Here is a 20,330-nt window from a genome sequence, read left to right as displayed (position 1 = left end):
GTTTTTCTCCTGTTGCCTGACCGGGCGCGGATGGTAACACAGGGGGCGTCCGGTCTCGGCGAATGACGGTATCAGGCAGGGTAACTGATCAGCGCGGCCTCTAGCGCCGTCAGCAACGCGGCGGCGGGCTGGTCGGCCCACACGCCGCAGCCGGGCCGGCCCATGCCCCTCAGATAGAGATAACGCACGCCGCCGAAGCAGTAGGCGTAATCCAGTCCGCGGCTGGCGAGATAGCGTTTGAGCGCCACGCAGTACAGCAAATACTGCAGGTAATAATGCTCTTGTGCTATGGATTGCGCCAGACTGTCCGGCAGGTAGTCCTCGGGCTGATCGCCCAGATAATTGGATTTGTAATCCACCAGATAAAAACGTCCGCCGGATTCAAACACCAGATCGACAAAGCCTTTCAGATAACCGTTGACGGTGTGGAAATCCAGCCGCTGCGCCGCAGCGCGCAAGGGCGCGGCCAAGCCGTGTTCCGGCGCGCTCAGCACGGCAATCAGGCGCTCCACGGCAAATTTGCCCAGGGGCAGGGTGAATTCCAGCTCCACCAGTCGCCGCGCGGGCGGCACGTCGGCCAGCCGCACCCCGGGGTCCAGCTCTGCCTGCAGGGTTTGCCGAACCAGCGCGACTGCGGATGGCAGCCACGCCTCGTCAAAGCCGTGCCGGGACAACTGTTGCGCCGCCAGCGGCGTCCACGTTGCTTCCGGCGTGGTGAAGTCAATATTTTCAAAAATGGCGTGCAGGCAGGTACCGGCGCGCGATCCGCGCGGAAAGGCGAAGGGGCTGTCCGGCGGCGGCGCGTCGATGGCTTTTTCCAGGGCGTCCGGCGCGGCCGGCGTCGGCAGGGCATCATGGTCCGGCCTTTCGGCCAACCTTGACCCCGCTCCGTGCGCCAGCGAGGTAAAGCTGGTCACCCGCCACGGGGTGTAGAGCGAGCGCTTGAGCGTCTGCGCGGCCAGCACGGCGTGGTCGGCGGCCTCCGCCGGCAAGGGCGCAGCGCCCGCCAGCGCATCGCGCACGGCCAGATCCGTGCCGGCCAGCGCGGCCAGATCCGCCCTGATGCGTTCGGCGGCCAGCTCCAGCTCGCGCAAATCGGCCAGGCCCGCGCAGTCGCGGCCATGCAGCAGCCAGGAGAGCGCGGCGGTCTGCATGTCTTTCACCCGGCTCCAACACAGGTACTGCCTGTGCTGGGCGCGCGTCAGCGCCACGTAGAGCAGGCGCAGTTTTTCCGCCAGCGTTTCACCGGCGGCTTGCTCTCGCACGGCATCGTCGGCCAGCAAATCCGGCGCGAGACGGGGCTGGCCCGCTTCGCGATAACGCCAGAAGGCGGTGCCGCGCCGTTCCAGCGCGCCATCCCACAGGAAGGGACAGAACACCACCGGGTATTGCAGACCCTTGGACGTATGAATGGTGACGATCTTCACCAGGCGCGCATCGCTTTCCAGCCTCAGCACCGCCTCTTCGCCGCCGGGCGGGCTGGCCACTTGCGCTTCGAACCAGGCCAGCAGCGGCGCCATGCCGCGCCGGCTGTCGCTTTCCTTTTGCAGCAGTTCTGCCAGATGGGAAAGATTGGTCAGCCGGCGCTCGCCATCCGGCAGCGGCAGCAGGCGCAAGGCCAGTTTTTCTCGCGCGAAAAACTGCCGCCAGGCGGCCATGAAGCCTTTTTCCAGCCAGCGTTGGTGATCTTGCTGATTGGCCGACAGCCGCGCTTCCCAGCGTGTTTCGTCTTCCACTTCGGCCAACAGCCCCGCAGCGTCCAGTCCGCATAGTTCAGTCACCAGCGCGGCCCGCAGCCGCGATTCGCTGGCAGGCTCGGCCCAGGCGCGCAGCACGGCGAGAAGATCGGCCGCTTCATCGCTGGCAAACACGCTAGCCTGCGTCAGCGACACGCTGGGCACGTTCAGCGCCGCCAGTGCTTCGCGCACTCGGTCTCCCTGCCGGTGGGTGGACACCAGCACCGCGATGTCGCCGCCGTTGAGCGGCCGCTCGCCTTGCGGCCCGGACAGCGTGGCCTGGCCTTGCCCGGCCAGCGCCAGCAAGCGGGCGATCTCGGCGGCGCTGGCCTTGGCCGACCATCCGGCAGCCAGTTCCTTGCTGCTCGGCTTGTCGCCGTCCAGCTCGCCCGCCAGCACGGTGAACGGCGCGTCGTCATCCGCCACGCTCAGCGTCTGGCCGGAGCTGGGCGCGGCGTGCACCGGCAGGTACTGGATGTCGCTGAGCAGGAAGGGAGAGGCGCGATTGAACAGGCGGTTGACCGCCGACACCAAGGGCGCGTCGGAGCGCCGGTTGGTATCCAGCGAGTACTGTGTGGGCGCGTCCTTGGCCGCGGACAGATAAGTGAAGATGTCCGCGCCGCGAAAGCTGTAAATGGCCTGTTTGGGGTCGCCCACCAGAAACACGGTGCGATCTTGCAGAACAAAGCAGTCGCGGAAGATTTCGTACTGGATGGGGTCGGTATCCTGGAATTCGTCGATCAGCGCCGCATGAAACTGGCGCGACACGGCCGCCGCGAGGCTGGGCCCCAGCTCGGGATGTTTCAGCGCCGCGCCCAGATCGGTCAGCAAATCGTCAAAGCCGCGCACGCGTTCTTCCGCACGGCGGCGCATCATCTCGCTGTTGATCCAGTCGATCAGTTCCAGCTTCATGCCGGCCACCGACAGCGCCAGTGCCGCGCGGTAATCGTCCCAGGCGGCAAGAAAGCTTGCTACGCGCTCAAACAAGGCGTGCGCCGGCGCGGCAAAGCCCTTTTTCATGCCCCGCGCCAGGCCGTCCGGCGTGAGTTTGCCCAAGAGCTTGACCACATCCGGCCCCAGCGGCGGCAATCCGCCGCCCGGCTGGCACAGCGCGCTCAAGGCGTCTGCGGCGCGCGCCAGTTGCGCCGGGCTGTGGCTGGTGGCCTTGAAACCTTCGGCGGCCAGCAGCAGCTCAAGGCCTGCTGTCAGCGCGTCGGCATCGGCCGCCAGCGCGCGCCAAGCCTGCTCCGCCTCGGCGCGGGCCCGGGTCAGCTCGCCAGGCGGCGGGCGGCGCAAATCCAGGTAGGGCTTGGACAACCAGGGTTTGACCTCCGCCAGCCAGACTTCCGGCGTGTCGCCGGATTCCGCCAATACCTGGGCGAGGAAGGCGTCGTCCAGCACGCGTCGGCGCCAGAAATCATCGGCCACCTCCACCAGCAGGCGATCATCGTCGCTCACCAGTTCTGCAGTGAAGGTCTGCCCGCTTTCAAAAGCGGCGTCGGTCAGCACGCGCTGGCAAAAGCCGTGAATGGTGTAGATGGCGGCGGCGTCGAAGCCGGTAACGGCCGCCAGCAGCCGCTGTATCGCCAGCTCGCGCGCCGGCCCCGGCGGAAAGCGCCCGGCCATGGCCAGCAGGAAGTCGTCCGCGCTGTCCGCGCCGCGCATCACCGCCAGCAAACTGGCCAGCCGCGCGCGCAAGCGATCGCGCAGCTCTGCCGTGGCGGCCTTGGTGTAGGTGACCACCAGCAACTGATCGACACCCGGCGGCGGGCCGTCGCGTTCTTCCAGCAACAGGCGCACATACAGCGCTTCAATAGTCCAGGTTTTGCCGGTGCCGGCGGAAGCCTCGATCAGGTTGACGCCCGACAGCGGGCAGTGCAGCGCGTCCAGCGCCCGCAAACTCATGACTGCTCTCCCAAAAGACGGGCCAGCGGCAGCAGCAGCGCTTCGGCCAACATGGCGAACAAAGGGTCGGACAAGGGCTCCAGATGCCGGAACACCAGCCGGTTCACCGGCTCGTCGCGCTGCGGCATGGCAAAGTCGGCCACAAAGGCCGGCGCCCATTTGGCCAGAGCCGCGTCCATCGCCTTGTCGGGATGGTCTTCATCCTTGGCCAGCGCTTCGGCGTAAGCCCAGCTGGTGCGGCCAAAGAAAGGCAGCGGCTGTTGCTGGCCTTGCCGCCAGTAAAGCACCCAGGGCTCCAGCAGTTCGCGCGCCAGCGCCTGGTCTTCCAGCAGCCAGCCGCCCAGATCGTCGTGTAGTTCGGAACGGCAAGCGACGCCGGCCGGCCGCGCCGCGCACAGCAGCAAGTGCCGCAACCACCAATCCACCCGCTCAGCGGCGTTCATCTTGCCGATGACGAGGCGAATCTGCCCTTCTGGCCGCAAGCCGTCCAGCTCGCCGGCCAAGGCCAGTTGTGCAAACGGCAGGTGCAGCGGCTGGGGTGGCAGCACCGCCTGCGTCAGCACCGCCGGCAAGCGGCGTGCCAGGCGGGCGCTGGCATCGGCCTCGCCCTCCAGCCAGGCCTGCCCCAAGGCGGACGGCGGCAACAATCCCGCCGCGCCCAGCTTTTCCTTGACAGGGGTCAGCGGCTTGCCGGCCAGCAGGCTCTCCACCAGCGACTGGCGCAGCTGGCGACTGACATCGCGATCCACGCTGAAGGGTTCGCGCACCGGCACGTCTTCTTCCTGCCCGGCCAGGCGCACCGCCAGCCGCTCGGCCAACCAGGCGCGCGCCGGGTTTTTCCAGAAGCGGATGAAGTCGTTCACATGCAGCACCGTGGGCGCGGCGCGCTCGGGCAAAGGCGCGACAAAGGGGCGCGGCTGGGCCGGCGGCTGCGCCAGCGCCTCGGCAAAAGCGGGCTCGAAGCTGGCCAGCGCGGGCGATGCGCCGTCGTAGCAGCGCGGCGAGAAGGGTTGCAAGGGATGCCGGGTCAGCAGCGCCGGCGGCGAGCCGCACATGGTCTTGAAAATGTCTTGCAGCTCCGCCACCAACGGCGAGGGCGGCAGGTGCTCGTTGGTGCGGGCGGACAGCCCTACCCAGGACAGGTACAGGCGCTGGCGGGCGGAGAGGATGGCTTCCAGAAACAGGTAGCGGTCGTCAAAGCGGCGCGAGCGGTCGCCGCGTTTGGGGTGACGCGCCACCAGGTCGAAACTCACCGGGCGTTCGTCGCGCGGGTAGGCCCCGTCGTTCATGCCGATCAGGCACAGCACGCGGAAAGGAATGGAGCGCATCGGCACCATGGCGCAGAAGGTGACGCCGCCGGCGAGAAAACCGCCAGGCGAGGCCACGGTCAGCTGGCGCACCAGCCAATCCCGCGCCACCGGCAGGCTTACCGCTTCGGCAAACCCCGCCATCGCGGCATCGTCGCGCAGGCCGTCCAGCGCATCGCGCAGCACTTCCAGCGCCCGCGCGTCCTCTTCATCCGGCTCCAGCAAGGCTTGCTGGGCGGCCAGCAGACGCTCGGCCCATGCAGCGGGGGAGGCGGGCTGCTGCCATTCTTCGGCCAGCGCATCCAGCACCTCAAACAGCCTGGCAAAGCGGGCCAGCGCCTCGCTCAACTGGCCGCTGGCGCCCTCGCTGGGCAGCAGGCCGGCAAACAGGCCGCTGCCATCGCCCGCCAGCGCAGGCGGCAAAATCGCGCCCAGCAGCAGGCGATCCAGTCCCCAGCGCCAGGTATAAGCCGGGTCGGCCGGCAGGCCCAGCGCCGCCTTGTGGCGCGCGTGGCGGCCCCAGCGGATGCCGCTTTGCCGCACCCAGTCCTGAATGAAGGGAAGATCGTCCTCCTCCAGACCGAAGCGCCGCAACAAGGCCGGGCTGTCGAGCAAAGCCAGTACCGCGTCGGCGGGAAAACGGGAATCCATCAACTGCAGGATATCGATGAAGCCGGCCAGCAACGGTTCTTCGCGCTCGATGCGGCGGTCGGCAATGGCGTAGGGCAAGTTGGGCGCGTCGTCGCGCTGGCCGAACACGGCGTCGATATAAGGCGCGTAGCTGTTGATGTCCGGCGTCAGCACGGCAATGTCGGCCGGGTTTAGCGTGGGGTCGTCGCGCAGCATGGCCAGCAGGCGGTCTTTCAATACTTCCAGCTCGCGCATCGGCCCATGCGCGGCATGCATTTCCACCGAGGCGTCGCCCGCCGCAAGCGGCGCGGGCGGCTGGCCCGGTTCGTCCAGCTGCAGGATCTCGCGCTGCAGGCGCGAGAGCAGGCTGTCGCCTTGTGGCGGCTCGAACAAGGGCACGGCATCCATGTCGCCGTCTTCGGCAATCAGCTCGAAAAAGTCCCGTCCCTGCTTGCCCAGCGAGGCCAGCAAGGGGTGGCCTTCGGTGGCGAACAGATCGCCCTTCTGCTGCAGTTTCAGCTTGCGACGGGCATCGACGATATCGCCCCAGTAGGCTTCGCAGGGGTTGAGGGTAAACAGGCAGACATCGGTAAGCTCGGCCAGCCGCTTGACCAGCGCCAGGTACATAGGCGCCAGACTGGCGATGCCGAACAGGGTGATGCGCTCCGGCAGATGCTCGGCGCGCAGTTGGCCGAAGAACTCGTCCAGCATGCGCACCCGGTGGCGGCCTGGATCGCTGTCCGCCAGCCTCCGCCACAAGGCCGCCTGCCAGGCCTCATCCTCGCCCAGACCCAGCAGCAGCCCCGCCTCCCAGGCGCGAATCCATTCCGGCCGGAACACCAGATACTGGTCGTAGATGTCGGCCACCTTGCCGGCCAGCTCGAAACAAGCGGCTTCGCTCTTGCCGGCGTAACGGGTCAAGGGCGCAAACACCTCCCCCTCCAGCCCCGGCAGGATGGCCATCAGCCGCCAAGCCAGCACTTCCGGTGAAAACGAGGATTTCTTCGGCAAACCCGGCATCACCCGCTGCATCAGCCGCCAGGCAAAAGCCGCCGGCAGTACGAAGTCGATATTGGCGGCAATGCCGTTTTTCTTCGCCAGATCCAGCGTCATCCAGCGGCCCATGCCCCGGCTCTGCACGATGACGGTTTCGGCGGCGAACGGGCTGGCCAGCGGCGCGGCGCGCAGCATGCCGGCGAACAGTTCGCCCAGCTGCTCCAGCCGGTTGGACTGGTAAAGAAAAAGCATGGCGGGAACACAATGAGGAGAAGACGCGTCAGTGTACCATTACGCTTTGCGCCGTCGCAGCCATGCGACAGGCATAACCCTGACAGGACGCTCGCCCGATGTACCCCTACCTCATTCTCAAGCACGCCCACATGGGCATGGCCTATCTATCGATTCTGCTGTTCGCCGCGCGCGGCGGCATGATGCTGGGCGAGCGCCATGCTCTGCTCGCCTCCTGGCCGGTGCGCATCCTGCCGCATGTGATCGACAGCCTGCTCTTGGCGCTGGCGGTAACGCTGGTGGTGATGGGCGGCTGGCCGGTGCTGCACTCGCCGTGGATTCTGGCCAAGATCATCGGCCTGCTGCTGTATATCGTACTGGGTACGGTGGCGCTCAAGCGCGGCAAGACCCGGCAGATTCGCGCGGTGGCCCTGTCGCTGGCGCTGATTGTGGCCGGCTACATCGTGCTGGTGGCCAAAACCAAGATGGTGGTGCCGTTCTGAGCGGCCGGGGACGCGACGCCCGCCCGGCCGCGCCCCCGGATGCTTGACGCAGAACAAATCCCCCGCCGCGGGGCTCTGCTACTGTCTGCCGGTTTTCCTGACAGACCTCGCGCCATCATGAATGCCATCCGCGCCCTGCCGGAGCTGGTATGCCCGGCTGGCAGCCTGCCTGCCCTCAAGGCCGCCGTAGACAACGGCGCCGACACTGTTTATCTCGGCCTGAAGAACGACACCAACGCCCGCAATTTCGCCGGGCTCAACTTCGACGACAAAACCGCCCGCGAAGGCATACGCTACGCGCGCGACCGCGGCCGCAAAGTGCTGCTGGCGATCAACACCTACGCGCAAGGCGGCGACATCAGCCGCTGGCAACGCGCCGTGGACGAAGGCGCGGATCTGGGCGTGGACGCGGTCATCCTGGCCGACCCCGGCCTGATGGCCTATGCCTGCCGCCACCACCCCGATCTGCGTCTGCACTTGTCGGTACAGGGCTCGGCCACCAACTACGAAGCCATCAATCTGGCGCAAGAATTGTTCGGCGTGCGCCGGGCGGTGCTGCCGCGCGTGCTGACATTGGATCAGGTGCGTCACGTCATCGATCACACGGCGGTGGAAATCGAAGTATTCGGCTTTGGCAGCCTGTGCGTGATGGTGGAAGGCCGCTGCCTGCTGTCCAGCTACGCCACTGGCCAATCGCCCAATACCCACGGCGTGTGCTCGCCGGCGCGCTTTGTGCGCTGGGAACAGGGCGAGCAGGCCTTGGGCGCACGGCTCAACGGCATCCTCATCGATGAATACGCCAAGGACGAACCGGCCGGCTACCCCACGCTGTGCAAGGGACGTTTTGATGTGGAAGGCGACACCTACTACGCGCTGGAAGAACCTACCAGCCTCAACGTCATCGCCATGCTGCCGCAGATCATCGACATCGGCGTGGCCGCCATCAAGGTGGAAGGCCGCCAGCGCAGTCCGGCCTATGTGGCCCAGGTGACGCGCACGCTGCGCGAAGCGCTGGATCAGGCGGCGCGCGAACCCTCCCGTTTCTCGGTAAAACCCGGCTGGGTGCAATCGCTGTCAAGGTTGGCCGAAGGCCAGCAACAGACGCTGGGCGCGTACAACCGCCCCTGGAAATAAACCGGCGCGGGCCGGCCACCCAAGCCGGCCCGGCGCTGTTTTCACTGAACCCGCATCCACCCTCCTTGCCCGACAAGGCCGCTCCGCCAAGGGGAGCGAGGTGGGCGCCAAATTCGAGGCAGGCCGCCGCCGGCCTCATTCGTCGAGGCTTTGATGACTACCGCCGCAATCGAACTGACGCTGGGCCCGGTGCTGTTTTTCTGGTCCCGCGACGACATCTACCGTTTCTACAGCGAAGCCGCCGCCTGGCCGCTGGATCGTATTTATCTGGGCGAAGTGGTGTGTTCGCGCCGCCAGCAATTGCGCACCCAGGACTGGATCTCGCTGGCCAATGATCTGGCCGACGCCGGCAAGCAAGTCGCCTTGTCCAGCCAGGCGCTGCTGGAAAGCGAATCGGACCTGCGTCGCCTGCGCAAGCTGGTGGAAAACGGCCGAGTAACACTGGAAGCCAACGATATGGGCGCGGCGCGACTGGCGCGCCAGCACAAGTTGCCCTTTGTCGCCGGGCCCTTCATGAACATCTACAACGCCGACACACTGGCGGTGCTGCAGCAACTGGGTGCCGCCCGCTGGGTGCCGCCGGTGGAGATGGACCGCGCCACGCTGACCGCCGTGCTGCGCGAAGCCGCGCAACAAGGCTGCGACATTGAAACCGAGCTGTTCGGCTGGGGCAAACTGCCGCTGGCTTTGTCGGCGCGCTGCTTCACCGCCCGTTACTACAATCTGTCCAAGGACGACTGCCAGTTCCGCTGCCTGGAGCACCCGGACGGCCTGCGCCTGCGCACGCGGGAACAGCAGGACTTCCTCACCATCAACGGCATCCAGACGCTGTCCGACGGCTGCCACAGCCTGCTGCCGCACCTGGCGGACATCCGCGATCTGGGCGTGCGCGCCGTGCGCATCAGCCCACAGTGGGAACACAGCGCCGACATCGTTTCCCGCTGGCGCGACGCCATCGACCAGCTCAATGCCGACGGCGACATCCGCCCTACGCCGATGCAAGACTTCAGCGCCAGCCAATTGGTAGACGGCTACTGGCGCGGCGAAGCCGGCATCGCCCCGCAACTTTGAGAAAGCCCGCCATGCGAGTACCCGATCTCACTCTGCCCCCGACCCTTGCCGCCTTGCTGGGCAAACTGCCGGCCACCCCGCCCGCCTGGGCGCTGGTGACCACGCTCAATCAGCTGAAGGAACGCGAGGTATTGCCGGCCGACATGAGTCTGCTGGCCGGCCGCCGCTTTGAAGTGCGCATCCTCGACGCCGGCATGAGTCTGCATTTCACCGCGGACGAACAGCGCTTCGCCGTCGACAAGGCCGCCGGCGAGCCCGACTTGCGCCTTTCGGCCAACCTGGCCGACTTTGCCCGCATGATGCTGCGCGAGGAAGACCCTGACACGCTGTTCTTCAATCGCAAGCTGATCATCGAGGGCGACACCGAGCTGGGCCTGATCGTGAAGAACCTGCTGGACAGCGTGGACTGGAGCAGCACGCCGCTGTCGCGCTTCATGGCGGCCTGATCCTCACGGCGCGGCTGCAAGCAAAAAGCCCGGCATAAGCCGGGCTTTTTGCTTGGCGGGACAAACCGCTTACAGCGCGTTCTGCGCCGCCGCCTTCCGCTTGGCGCTGAGATCCAGGCCCGGCAGGTCCGCCATGATGTCCGGATGGTCCGCCAGTTTTTCCACCACGTAATCCACAAACACGCGCGTGCGCGGCGCGATGTGGTCGCGATGCGGGAAGCAGATGTAAATGGAACGCTCCAGCGACACCACGTCGGTCAATACCGGCTCCAGCTCGCCGCTGCGGATGTAATGCACCACCTCATGACCCGGCAGTTGCGCCACGCCCATGCCCAGACGGGCCAGTTCGCACACCGCTTCCATCTCATTGAGGGTGTAAGTGCCGGTGACTTCCAGCGGAATCCGCTCGCCGTGGCGATCGAACTCCCACTTGTACAAGCGGCCGGAGGTGGGAAACTGGAAGTTGATGCAATCGTGATTGCTCAATTCTTCGGTGGTGGTCGGCCGGCCGTGGGTATCCCAGTAAGCCGGCGAAGCCACCACGTATTGTGGAATCTGCGCCAGATTGCGCGCCACCATGCGGCTGTCCGGCATCATGCCGATGCGCACGCCCACGTCGTAACCGTCTTCAATCAGATCGCTGAAGTGGTCGTCCAGGCCGAAGAACACCCGCACCTTTGGATAACGCTCGCAGAACTCGCCCATGATGGGGAGAATGAAGCGTCGGCCAAAAGAGTTGGGCATGCTCACCCGCAAATGGCCGGCCGGTTCGTCCCGGCTCGCCTTCAGCTGGTTGATGGCCGAATCCAGGTTGTTGACCGGGCCACGGCACTGCGCGTAGAAACGCCGCCCGTCTTCGGTCAGGGTAAGCTGACGCGTGGTGCGGTTGAAGAGACGTACCTCCAGCTCCTGCTCCAGCCGGGCGATGCTCTGGCTGATGGCGGCGGGAGAAACGCCGAGTTTTCGTGCTGCGTCCGAGAAACTGCCATTCTCGGCGGTGGTCATGAAGACCATGAGCGCTTTCAGGGTATCCATAGCTGAGACGTTCCATGGTTGGCATCACAATCCGGGCCCGGGTCCGTCAGACGGCTGTTCCCCGCTCCGGGCATCGAACTTGCCAACATCATTATTAAGTAGTTCTTGTTTAAAAATCGTACAACAAAACAACCCGGTGTAGAAGCGATGTCCGCATCGGACGCTTTACGGCGGCGGCCATGCGTTGGTTTCCGCCCCCAGCGACACGTGTCGTCCGTCGCGCCGGCAGGCTGTCGTCTCGCCAGCCGGATAATCCATCGTCGTGGTTTTATTTACATGACATAACACAAAATCCGGCAGATGAGAGTATGCCCGTCTCTCGTCGTCCTTACCATAAAATTGCCGTTGCCGACTGTTTTCCGCCCTGCCGAAGTGGCAAACCACTCTCATCCGGCAAACATGTTTCCACCCAGAAAACCCCGGTCGTTCTGTCGATCTGTCCTGCAGGAGCTGCCTGTCGGCGCACTGTTTCATCCCGGAACATCCTTAACAGAGTGTAATCAACCTTTTGCGACCTACTGCTTAATATTGGACAAAGCCACTGGAAATGAAAGGGTTTCTTTAAGCTGCTTGCCGTTTCCATGATCAGGCACAAGTGTTCTGTCGCCGGCATGGCCCCGCGTCTGCCCGGCCGACGCCGATGCCGTACGCTGGGCTTGATCCGCATCAAGCAAACGCCAGCCCACTGAGACAACAGAAAAAACACAACATATAGTGCAAAACATACAAAACAGCACAATATGTAAATATGACCCCGCTACCACACAATCGCCCTGGCGCCATGGTGGACGCCGTTGCCACCCTGCACGAATACCTCTCCCGCGCAGACTGGCGCGTCAATGCCAATGCCAATCAGGGCTACAGCCTGGGCGGCATGATTCTCAACATGGCCGGCAAGCTCACGGCCAATTACTGGCTGGAAAGCATCTTCTCCGAAGCCGCCGCCGTTGCCCATCGCGAGGGCGACCTGCACATTCACGATCTGGACATGCTGTCCGGCTACTGCGCGGGCTGGTCGCTGCGCACACTGTTGCAGAACGGCTTCAACGGCGTGCCGGGCAAAGTGGAGTCGCGTCCCCCGCGCCATCTGTCCAGCGCATGCGGGCAGATCGTCAACTTCCTCGGCACCCTGCAGAACGAGTGGGCCGGCGCTCAAGCCTTCAGTTCTTTCGATACCTACCTCGCCCCCTTCATCCGCAAGGACAAACTGGATTACCCCCAGGTGCGCCAATGCGTGCAAGAGCTGATCTACAACCTCAATGTACCCAGCCGCTGGGGCACGCAGACGCCGTTCACCAACCTCACTTTCGACTGGACCTGCCCGGAAGACGTCGCCGGCCAGATCCCGGTGATAGGCGGCGAAGAAATGCCCTTCCGCTACGGCGACTGCGTTGCGGAAATGGCGATGATCAACCGCGCCTACATGGAAGTGATGCTGGAGGGCGACGCGCTGGGCCGCGCCTTCACTTTTCCCATTCCCACTTACAACATCACCAAGGATTTCGACTGGTACGGCGAAAACACCGACCTGCTGTTTGAAATGACCGCGCGCTACGGCCTGCCGTATTTCCAGAACTTTGTTAACTCCGATCTGGAGCCGCAGATGGTGCGCAGCATGTGCTGCCGGCTGCAGCTGGATCTGCGCGAACTGCTCAAGCGCGGCAACGGCCTGTTCGGCAGCGCCGAACAAACCGGCTCCATCGGCGTGGTGACGCTCAATTGCGCCCGGCTTGGCTACCGCTTTGCCGGCGACGAGGCCGCGCTGTTGGCCGAAACCGACCGCTTGCTGGAGCTGGCGAGCGACGTGCTGGAAAAGCGCCGCGAAACCGTACAGCGCAATATGGACAACGGTCTCTACCCCTACAGCAAACATTTCCTCGGCAGTTTGCGCAATCACTTCTCCACCATCGGCGTCAACGGCGTCAACGAGATGATCCGCAACTTCAGCCGCGACGCCTTCGACATCACGGCCGATGCCGGCCATGCCATGGCGGTGCGTCTGCTGGATCACATCCGCGCGCGGCTGGCGATGTTCCAGCAGGAAACCGGCCACATGTACAACCTGGAGGCCACACCGGCGGAAGGCACCACCTACCGCTTCGCGCGAGAAGACCGTAAGCGCTTTCCCGGCATCCTGCAGGCCGGCACCCCGCAGCAACCCTACTACACCAACTCAAGCCAGCTGCCGGTGGGCTTTACCGACGACCCCTTCGAAGCCTTGAGCCGGCAGGAGGATCTGCAGCGCCGTTACACCGGCGGCACCGTGCTGCACCTGTATCTCACCGAGGCGGTCAGCAGCGCCGAGGCCTGCCGCAAGCTGGTGCAGCGGGCGCTGTCCGGCTTCCGGCTGCCCTACATCACCCTGACGCCGACTTTCTCCATTTGCCCGACTCACGGTTACCTGAAAGGCCGGCACGAATTCTGTCCCGTCTGCGACGCCGAGCAACTGGCCCGGCTGCAGGCCAATACTCCCTCCGCATCATGAAAGGAAACACAATATGAACGACCGCGCGCCCAACAAGGCCGAACAACTGCCGGAATCGCTGCGCACCCGCTGCGAAATCTGGACCCGAGTCATGGGCTATCACCGCCCGGTGACCGCCTTCAACACCGGCAAGCAGGGCGAATTCAACGAACGGTTGCACTTCATCGAGCCCGCCGATGCCTGAGCGCGCCCGCATTGCCGGCTGGGAACCCTGCTCCAGCTGCGACTGGCCCGGCCGCCTCGCCGCCGTGCTATTCCTCGCCGGCTGCCCTTGGCGCTGCGCTTACTGCCACAACGCTCACCTGCAAAGCGCCTCTCAGCCGCCGGGCGGCTGGCTCGCGCTGGCAGAGAGGCTGGCGGCGCGCACCGCCTTCCTGGATGGCGTAGTGGTATCTGGCGGCGAGCCGCTGGCCGACCCCGCGCTGCCTGAGCTGCTGCAAGCCTTGCGCGAAATGGGCTTTGCCACCGGGCTGCACACAGGCGGCGCCTATCCCGACCGCCTGCAACGCGCACTGCCCTGGCTGGACTGGGTAGGACTGGACATCAAGACCGCCTTCGACGATTACCACACCGTCACGGGCGTACCCCGCAGCGGCGAGCCGGTACGCCGCAGCCTGGATATCCTGCTGACGTCCGGCATCGAGTTCGAATGCCGCACTACGCTGCACCCCGCCTGGCACGACGAGACCGCGCTGGCCGCTCTTGCCGCCGAGCTGGCGGCGCTGGGCGTAAAACACTACCACTGGCAAACCGCGCGTTTGCCGAAGCCATGGCCAGCCGCCCCGGCAGACTGGCCCGGCTCGCTCCTTTTACAACAGGCCGAACGGCTGTTTGAGGCTTTTTCGCTGCGTGCCGCCTGAGCACAGCTCAGAAATATCTTTAATCAACCCGATAAAAGACTGATTCCCCTTGGCGGCACTGGCTTCAAGAACGGGCCGCTCCCTAGACTGCGGGCAGGTACCTCCTGCCCGTCGGTCGCCGAGCATCACCCACCGTCCACGGCTACCGGCAGGCGCATTCGTCAACCCACCGCGAAGGCTTACATCATGCTCGGTAAACCCCAATTCGCCCGCCCTCTGCCGGGAAGCCTGCCGCTGCCGCGCCAGTGCTCGCTGCTGGACTGGATTCACACCTGCGGCCAGATCGACACCGGCAACGAACTGCGCGTCTTTCTCGAATACCTGCAATCGCAACTGCCCGTCCGTCACATGGCGCTGGTACTGGCGCGCCTCAACGCCCAGCAATGCATCCATCGCATGGAAATGGTGCTCAACATCAGCTTCCCGCCGGCCTGGGTGGAGCGCTATCAGGAAGAGCGCATGCAGGGCAACGACCCGGTCATGCGCTCGGTCATGGGGCGCGGCCCCATCAACTGGCAAGAGCGTTTCGTGCGCTCGCGCGCCCGGCAGGAAAAAGAATTCATCGAAGCGGTGCGACAGCAGGGCTTCGAGCACGGCGTCACGCTGAGCCATCTTTGCGAACGGCTCAACATCGCCTGCGTACTGGTGATGGCGGGCCAGGACATCACGCGCGACCTGCAACTGATCGACATGGTGGACAGCCTGCTGCCGCACTTGCACAAGGCTGCCGCGCGGGTGGCCAACCTTGCTCCCGCCCTGCCGGAGACACTGCCGCTGTCGCAGCGGGAATACGACATCTTCCACTGGATGAGCCAGGGCAAGACCAACTGGGAAATCGCCACCATTCTCGGCATCAGCGAACGCACGGCCAAATTCCACGTGGCCAACATCATCCGCAAGCTGGGCGCCAACAATCGCACTCACGCCATCGTTCTGGGCCTGCACCGAGGCATTTTTACCCAGCCGCTGGCGGAGGCCTGACAACTGCCAGCCCTGCCAGTAGGAAGCCTGTCGATCCGATGAAATAATGCCCCTCTTTGCAGCGTACTCACAGCCAGCAAAGAGGCAGATCGACTTAGCAGACCGCTTCGGCGGCAACTGCCCCCCTCTCTGGCGGGCTCCTCTCCGGGCCCGCTTTTTTTGCGCCATCCCCCCAGCCAATGCCTGCCCGGATGGATGATCCGTTTGCCCTGCGCAGGCAAGGAAAGATGCCGGCCCCAAGGCGGTTTTGTTCATGGATGCGCTCCCAAGCATCGTCCGCTGCGCAACCGGCAAGCACGAAGCGCTGTCCACCCCCGTGGGCATCCGACCCCAAGCAGCGCCTGAACGCGAGCTTGCCCTGCCCGTCACCGGGCTTTTTTGTTACAGTCGAACATCTTTACCGTCCCACGCTCTTGTCCGGCCATGACCGCCTTTACCAGCTGCAATCCCGCCACCGCCGAGGTGGTGTTCACCCGCCCGGCCTGGCCGGAACCCCGATTTGCCGACTGTCTCGCCGCCTTGCGTCAGGCGCAGCGCCGTTGGGCAGCGCTCGATATTCACGAACGCGCCGGCCAGCTGCTGAGGTTGGCCGAAGGACTGGAGGCGGAACGCGAAGCGCTGGCGGCGCTGGTGACGCTGGAGGTGGGCAAGCGCACCGCAGAATGCCTGGCGGAAATCGACAAATCCGCGCAACTGATCCGTTACTACGCCGATCTGGCCCCCAGCCTGCTGGCCCCGCAAGCCATCGCCACCCAGGCGAGCGACAGCGGCGTCTCCTTCGAGCCCCTGGGCTGTGTGCTGGCGGTAATGCCTTGGAACTACCCAATCTGGCAAGTGCTGCGCTTTGCCGTGCCGGCACTGATGGCCGGCAATGCCTGTCTGGTGAAGCCCGCACCTTCGGTGCCGCAGTGCACCCAGTTGTTGCTGGAGTTGGTGCGCACGGCCGGGCTGGACTGTCTGGACGTGGCCTGGATCGATCACGAGCAAGTAGAAGAAGCCATCCGCCACAGCGACGCGGTGGCCTTCACCGGCTCGACCCAGACTGGGCGCGTCATCGCCAGCCTGGCTGGCAAGCACCTGAAAAAAACCGTGCTCGAACTGGGCGGCAGCAATCCCTTCATTGTGCTGGCGGACGCCGATGTGGACACCGCCGCGCAAGAAGCGGTGAACTCCCGTTTCCGCGACGCCGGACAAAGCTGCAATGCGGCCAAGCGCATGATCGTGGTGCCGGAAATCGCCGATCGCTTCATCGCGGCGTTTGTAGAAGCGGCCAGCCGCTTGCAGCCGGGCGACCCGCGCGATCCGGCCGCCACGCTGGCCCCGCTCACCCGCGCCGACCTGCGCGAGGCGCTGCACGCCCAGGTGATGGATGCCGTGCATGGCGGCGCAACGGTACTGCTGGGCGGGCAGATGCCGGCCACGCCCGGCTTTTTCTACCCGGCCACGGTGCTGGATCACGTCAGCGCGGCCTGTCGCGTTTATCACGAAGAAGTATTCGGTCCGGTGGCCAGCATTCTGCGCGCGCGCGACGAAGCCGATGCCATCCGGCTGGCCAACGACACTCCCTTTGGCCTTGGCGCATCCATCTACACCGCCGACGAAACCCGCGGCCGCGCGCTGGCGCGCCAACTGGAAGTGGGCAGCGTGTTCATCAATCGCCATACCAGCTCGGACCTGCGCCTGCCTTTTGGCGGCGTGAAAGCCTCCGGCTATGGTCGCGAGCTGTCGGAGTTCGGCCTGTATGAATTCGTCAACGTGAAAACCTACTGGCAGAAATAAACGCTGTTGTTGACCCGGCCGGCAACGGCCAGCCGGGCCCCGCTCAGAGCCGCTGACAACACCTCGCCAAGACTCAGAACCCAGGCCCGCCGGCGCAGGCCGGTGCCCGACGAGCAACAAGAAAGCGCGAAGCGGGGTCTGTTTTTTTGTTAGCGGGCCTTATCGCCCGATCACAAGGTTTGCCGAAGAAGTCTCTCCATCATGCACCTTCGCCTGTCCGCCGCGCTGATTCTCGCGGCCACTCTCGCCTACTACGCCGTCCTGGCGTGGTACCCGTCCGCGCTGGCCTTCCGTCTGGGCGGCTGGCCGCTGTCCTTGCTGCTCGCTGTCGCTCTGATCGCCCTCTTTGCCGCGCTGGCGGTCTGGCTGGGCTTGCGCGACGACGACAAGGATGCGCCGCGATGAGCCACGCCCTGCTGTTTTTCCTGCTCTTTCTCGCCGCCACCCTGTGGCTGACGCGTCAGGCCGCGCGCCGCACCGGCAGCGCCGGCGCTTTCTACACCGGCGGCGGGCGCTTGAATGCCGCGCAAAACGGGCTGGCGCTGGCCGGCGACTACCTGTCCGCCGCCGCTTTTCTCGGCGCCATCGGCATGTATCTGGGACAGGGTTATGACTCGTTGGCCTATGCGGTGGGCACGCTGGCCGGCTGGCCGCTGCTGATGCTGCTGTTTGCCGACAAGCTGCGTTCGCTGGGGCGCTTTACCGTGGCCGATGTGTTGGCCAGCCGCTTCGAGCATCGCGGCGTTCGGCTGATGACGGTGGCCGGCTCGCTGACCGTGACACTGTTTTATCTGATCGTGCAGATGGTGGGCGCCGGCAAGCTGCTTGGCCTGCTGTTCGGCCTGCCCTATTTGCCTGCGGTGCTGATCGTGGGCGGTCTGATGGTGCTGTACGTATCGCTGGGCGGCATGCTGGCCACCAGTTGGGTGCAGATGCTCAAAGCGGCGCTGATGCTGTTGTGCGGCCTGTTGCTGACGGGCGGCGTGCTATGGCGCGCCGGCGGCCTGACTGCCTTGCTGCAAGCGGCCGAAGCCGTACGCGGGCCGGGCATCCTGCAACCGAGCAAGGCGCTGGGCGGCGCGTGGGACATCCTCTCGTTGGGGCTGGGCCTGAGTCTGGGCTTGCTGGGCTTGCCGCACATCCTGATGCGCTTCTTTACCGTACCGGACGCGCGCGCCGCGCGCCGCTCCGTCGGCTGGGCTACGCTGCTGGTGGCGGCTTTCTTCCTGCTCAACATCGTCATCGGTTATGGCGCGGTGGTGATGGTGGGGCCGGAAGCGCGCTTTCATGACGCTGCCGGCAAACTGCTGGGCGGCGGCAATATGGCGGCTTTGCATCTGGCCGGCCTCCTCGGCGGGCCCTGGCTGGAGGGGCTGGTGGCGGCAGTGGCCTTCGCCACCATTCTGGCGGTGCTGGCCGGCCTTGCCATGGCCGGAGCCAGCGCGGTCAGTCATGACTTCTACGCCGTGTGGCTCAAGCGCGGCGACGCCGACAGCCGCCAGGAGTTGCGAGTGTCGCGCCTGGCCACGTTGGGTCTTGGCTTGCTGGCCGTGCTGCTGTCTACGCTGTTCCAGAATCAGAACGTGGCCTTTCTCTTCGGCCTCGCCTTCGCCATCGCCGCTTCGGCCAACTTTCCCATCCTGCTGCTGACGCTGTACTGGCCGGGCCTGACCGCGCGCGGCGCATTGCTGGGCGGGCTGGTCGGCATGTTGGCCTCGCTGGCGCTGATCGTCGCCGGGCCGGCGGTGTGGGTGGCGGTGCTGGGCCATCCCGCCCCGCTGTTTCCGCTGGCCAACCCCGCCCTGTTGTCGGTGCCGCTGGCTTTCGCCGCCGCCTGGCTGGGCTCGCAAGGCGGCAAGGCCTCATGAGCGCCGCCCCCTTGCGCTTTGACAGTCTGTCCGGCTGGCTGCGCCATGTCGAGACGGCCCGACGCGAGCTGCCCGCCGGCCACACGCTGTATTTTCGCGGCCAGCATCATGACTGGCCCTTGCTGCCCGGCATTGCCCGCGCCGACCGGCAGTCCTTGCTGGCCCGCGAGAGCCGGCTGCTGCAAGACTTCCGCCGCCAGGCACCCGTTTCGCTGGACCACGCGCCCAAGACGCTGAAACGCTGGCAAGCGCTGGACTGGCTGGCCCTGGGTCAGCACTACGGTCTGCCCACCCGGCTGCTGGACTGGACGCTGTCGCCCGAGGTGGCGCTGTGGATGGCGCTGCATGATTTCGCCAGCGGCCGCTTGCGCCATCAGCCCGATCAGCAGCCGGTGCTGTGGCTGCTGCGCGTGGACCGTCAGGTCAGTCATGCTTCGGCCAAGCTGTTTCGCGAGCCGCTGGCCGTTCGGCAAACCTGGTTCCTGCCCCACCCGCTGGATCACATCGCCCGCGTGCGCGCCCAGCAAGGCAGCTTCACCCTGTTCTACCAACCCGCCGGCGGCTTTGTGCCGCTGGAAAAACAAAAACGCTTTGCCGACAGACTGACGGCCTTCCACCCGGAAGCCGCTTCTCTGCCACAATTGAGCGAAGAACTGGCGCAAGCGGGCTTCGACCATGCCCGCCTGTCGCCCCCGCAGCTCGAAGCGCTCACCAAACAACTACAGAAAACACCGCTCCCATGACTACCCTTACCCTTTACGGCAACCGTTTCTCCGGCCACAGCTACAAGGTGCGGCTGGCGCTGATGCTGGCCGATGTCTCCCACGACTATGTGCATGTGGATCTCACCCTGCCGCGTGCAGAGCGCCCGGAAGACTTCCGCGCCGTCAGCCGCTTCGGCGAAGTGCCGGTGCTGGTGGCGGACGGCACCGCCATGTGCCAGTCCAACGCCATCCTGCAATGGCTGGCCGACAGCTACGGCCACCTGGACGGCATTGGCGGCGAACGCCAGCACATCCGCGAATGGTTGAGCTGGGAGGCTAATCGCATTGGTTTCTCTGTCCCCAACCTGCGCTTTTACCAGCGCTTCGCCAAGGCCGAGCCGGCGCTGCTGGCCTGGCTGGAAGGCCGCGCCCGCGCCGATCTGGATACGCTGCAAGCCACGCTGACTGAACGCCAGTGGCTGGCCGGCGACAATGCCAGCATCGCCGACGTGTCCGCCAGCGCTTACTTGTGGTGGTTGGCCGAAGCCGGCCTCGACATTGCACAATGGCCGGCCGTAGCAAGCTGGCTGGCGCGCATCGCCGCCCTGCCCGGCTGGCAACACCCGGACGAGCTGATGTCGCCGGACATTCCCGACTGA

At 65.4% G+C, this 20,330-nt stretch carries 16 protein-coding genes; 13 read left to right on the top strand and 3 right to left on the bottom strand.

The genetic code is table 11. The features are described from left to right. Positions 1 to 71: 71 nt before the first annotated feature. Positions 72 to 3,641, bottom strand: coding sequence for an exodeoxyribonuclease V subunit beta (gene recB / locus Q0P52_RS16970; protein WP_293765706.1), 3,570 nt, complete (start codon positions 3,639 to 3,641; stop codon positions 72 to 74). Next, on the bottom strand, positions 3,638 to 6,826 hold the full coding sequence (gene recC, locus Q0P52_RS16965; protein ID WP_293765705.1) for an exodeoxyribonuclease V subunit gamma: 3,189 nt from the start codon (positions 6,824 to 6,826) through the stop codon (positions 3,638 to 3,640). The genes recB and recC overlap by 4 nt, the downstream gene beginning before the upstream one ends. A 98-nt stretch (positions 6,827 to 6,924) precedes the next feature. Between recC and Q0P52_RS16960 the strand changes: the two genes are divergently transcribed. The 4 genes from Q0P52_RS16960 (at position 6,925) to Q0P52_RS16945 (ending at position 9,959) form a co-directional block, all read left to right on the top strand. After that, the gene (locus tag Q0P52_RS16960) at positions 6,925 to 7,308 is read left to right on the top strand and encodes a SirB2 family protein (RefSeq protein ID WP_293765704.1); all 384 of its coding nucleotides are present in this window, start codon (positions 6,925 to 6,927) and stop codon (positions 7,306 to 7,308) included. A 126-nt stretch (positions 7,309 to 7,434) separates the two neighbouring features. Then, positions 7,435 to 8,442 carry a peptidase U32 family protein gene (locus Q0P52_RS16955; protein WP_293765729.1) on the top strand — a complete coding sequence of 336 codons (1,008 nt, stop codon included), beginning with the start codon at positions 7,435 to 7,437 and terminating at the stop codon, positions 8,440 to 8,442. A gap of 153 nt (positions 8,443 to 8,595) precedes the next feature. Continuing rightward, entirely contained in the window at positions 8,596 to 9,513 is a 918-nt protein-coding gene (locus Q0P52_RS16950) for a U32 family peptidase (RefSeq protein WP_293765703.1), read from the top strand. Between the two features lie 11 nt (positions 9,514 to 9,524). Then, positions 9,525 to 9,959 carry an SCP2 sterol-binding domain-containing protein gene (locus Q0P52_RS16945; RefSeq protein WP_293765702.1) on the top strand — a complete coding sequence of 145 codons (435 nt, stop codon included), beginning with the start codon at positions 9,525 to 9,527 and terminating at the stop codon, positions 9,957 to 9,959. Positions 9,960 to 10,028: 69 nt separating this feature from the next. On the opposite strand, the gene Q0P52_RS16940 is transcribed toward Q0P52_RS16945, so the two are convergent. Further along, positions 10,029 to 10,994, bottom strand: coding sequence for a LysR family transcriptional regulator (locus Q0P52_RS16940; protein WP_293765701.1), 966 nt, complete (start codon positions 10,992 to 10,994; stop codon positions 10,029 to 10,031). A 748-nt stretch (positions 10,995 to 11,742) separates the two neighbouring features. On the opposite strand from Q0P52_RS16940, the gene Q0P52_RS16935 reads away from it, so the two are divergent. The 9 genes from Q0P52_RS16935 to Q0P52_RS16895 all read left to right on the top strand — a co-directional run bounded on the left by Q0P52_RS16935 (position 11,743) and on the right by Q0P52_RS16895 (position 20,330). Further along, a complete protein-coding gene (locus Q0P52_RS16935; RefSeq protein ID WP_293765700.1) occupies positions 11,743 to 13,479 on the top strand; it encodes a ribonucleoside triphosphate reductase in 1,737 nt (578 codons plus the stop codon). A 13-nt stretch (positions 13,480 to 13,492) separates the two neighbouring features. Next, the gene (gene nrdD, locus Q0P52_RS16930; RefSeq protein WP_293765699.1) at positions 13,493 to 13,663 is read left to right on the top strand and encodes an anaerobic ribonucleoside-triphosphate reductase; all 171 of its coding nucleotides are present in this window, start codon (positions 13,493 to 13,495) and stop codon (positions 13,661 to 13,663) included. Next, the gene (locus Q0P52_RS16925; RefSeq protein ID WP_293765698.1) at positions 13,656 to 14,339 is read left to right on the top strand and encodes an anaerobic ribonucleoside-triphosphate reductase activating protein; all 684 of its coding nucleotides are present in this window, start codon (positions 13,656 to 13,658) and stop codon (positions 14,337 to 14,339) included. Before nrdD ends, Q0P52_RS16925 begins: the two co-directional genes overlap by 8 nt. A 186-nt stretch (positions 14,340 to 14,525) precedes the next feature. Beyond that, complete coding sequence (locus Q0P52_RS16920; RefSeq protein WP_293765697.1) at positions 14,526 to 15,320, top strand: LuxR family transcriptional regulator; 795 nt, start codon at positions 14,526 to 14,528, stop codon at positions 15,318 to 15,320. 423 nt (positions 15,321 to 15,743) lie between these two features. Further along, complete coding sequence (locus tag Q0P52_RS16915) at positions 15,744 to 17,099, top strand: NAD-dependent succinate-semialdehyde dehydrogenase (RefSeq protein ID WP_293765696.1); 1,356 nt, start codon at positions 15,744 to 15,746, stop codon at positions 17,097 to 17,099. A 201-nt stretch (positions 17,100 to 17,300) separates the two neighbouring features. Next, on the top strand, positions 17,301 to 17,504 hold the full coding sequence (locus Q0P52_RS16910; RefSeq protein ID WP_293765695.1) for a hypothetical protein: 204 nt from the start codon (positions 17,301 to 17,303) through the stop codon (positions 17,502 to 17,504). Continuing rightward, on the top strand, positions 17,501 to 18,967 hold the full coding sequence (locus Q0P52_RS16905) for a sodium/solute symporter (RefSeq protein WP_293765694.1): 1,467 nt from the start codon (positions 17,501 to 17,503) through the stop codon (positions 18,965 to 18,967). The genes Q0P52_RS16910 and Q0P52_RS16905 overlap by 4 nt, the downstream gene beginning before the upstream one ends. After that, the gene (locus tag Q0P52_RS16900) at positions 18,964 to 19,710 is read left to right on the top strand and encodes an FRG domain-containing protein (protein ID WP_293765693.1); all 747 of its coding nucleotides are present in this window, start codon (positions 18,964 to 18,966) and stop codon (positions 19,708 to 19,710) included. The genes Q0P52_RS16905 and Q0P52_RS16900 overlap by 4 nt, the downstream gene beginning before the upstream one ends. Beyond that, the gene (locus tag Q0P52_RS16895; RefSeq protein ID WP_293765692.1) at positions 19,707 to 20,330 is read left to right on the top strand and encodes a glutathione S-transferase family protein; all 624 of its coding nucleotides are present in this window, start codon (positions 19,707 to 19,709) and stop codon (positions 20,328 to 20,330) included. The genes Q0P52_RS16900 and Q0P52_RS16895 overlap by 4 nt, the downstream gene beginning before the upstream one ends.

Source organism: uncultured Aquitalea sp., assembly GCF_945957525.1.
GTDB lineage: Bacteria > Pseudomonadota > Gammaproteobacteria > Burkholderiales > Chromobacteriaceae > Aquitalea.
Note: the sequence above shows the minus strand (reverse complement) of the source record. Positions and strands in the feature narration are given on the sequence as shown.

Bases quoted from the DNA above. Each gene is read 5' to 3' on its own strand.
- Q0P52_RS16915 (WP_293765696.1), top strand. From the start codon at position 15,744: ATGACCGCCTTTACCAGCTGCAATCCCGCCACCGCCGAGGTGGTGTTC.
- Q0P52_RS16925 (WP_293765698.1), top strand. From the start codon at position 13,656: ATGCCTGAGCGCGCCCGCATTGCCGGCTGGGAACCCTGCTCCAGCTGC.
- Q0P52_RS16950 (WP_293765703.1), top strand. From the start codon at position 8,596: ATGACTACCGCCGCAATCGAACTGACGCTGGGCCCGGTGCTGTTTTTC.
- Q0P52_RS16905 (WP_293765694.1), top strand. From the start codon at position 17,501: ATGAGCCACGCCCTGCTGTTTTTCCTGCTCTTTCTCGCCGCCACCCTG.
- Q0P52_RS16935 (WP_293765700.1), top strand. From the start codon at position 11,743: ATGACCCCGCTACCACACAATCGCCCTGGCGCCATGGTGGACGCCGTT.
- nrdD (WP_293765699.1), top strand. From the start codon at position 13,493: ATGAACGACCGCGCGCCCAACAAGGCCGAACAACTGCCGGAATCGCTG.
- Q0P52_RS16900 (WP_293765693.1), top strand. From the start codon at position 18,964: ATGAGCGCCGCCCCCTTGCGCTTTGACAGTCTGTCCGGCTGGCTGCGC.
- Q0P52_RS16920 (WP_293765697.1), top strand. From the start codon at position 14,526: ATGCTCGGTAAACCCCAATTCGCCCGCCCTCTGCCGGGAAGCCTGCCG.
- recB (WP_293765706.1), bottom strand. From the start codon at position 3,641: ATGAGTTTGCGGGCGCTGGACGCGCTGCACTGCCCGCTGTCGGGCGTC.
- recC (WP_293765705.1), bottom strand. From the start codon at position 6,826: ATGCTTTTTCTTTACCAGTCCAACCGGCTGGAGCAGCTGGGCGAACTG.
- Q0P52_RS16940 (WP_293765701.1), bottom strand. From the start codon at position 10,994: ATGGATACCCTGAAAGCGCTCATGGTCTTCATGACCACCGCCGAGAAT.
- Q0P52_RS16895 (WP_293765692.1), top strand. From the start codon at position 19,707: ATGACTACCCTTACCCTTTACGGCAACCGTTTCTCCGGCCACAGCTAC.
- Q0P52_RS16960 (WP_293765704.1), top strand. From the start codon at position 6,925: ATGTACCCCTACCTCATTCTCAAGCACGCCCACATGGGCATGGCCTAT.
- Q0P52_RS16945 (WP_293765702.1), top strand. From the start codon at position 9,525: ATGCGAGTACCCGATCTCACTCTGCCCCCGACCCTTGCCGCCTTGCTG.
- Q0P52_RS16910 (WP_293765695.1), top strand. From the start codon at position 17,301: ATGCACCTTCGCCTGTCCGCCGCGCTGATTCTCGCGGCCACTCTCGCC.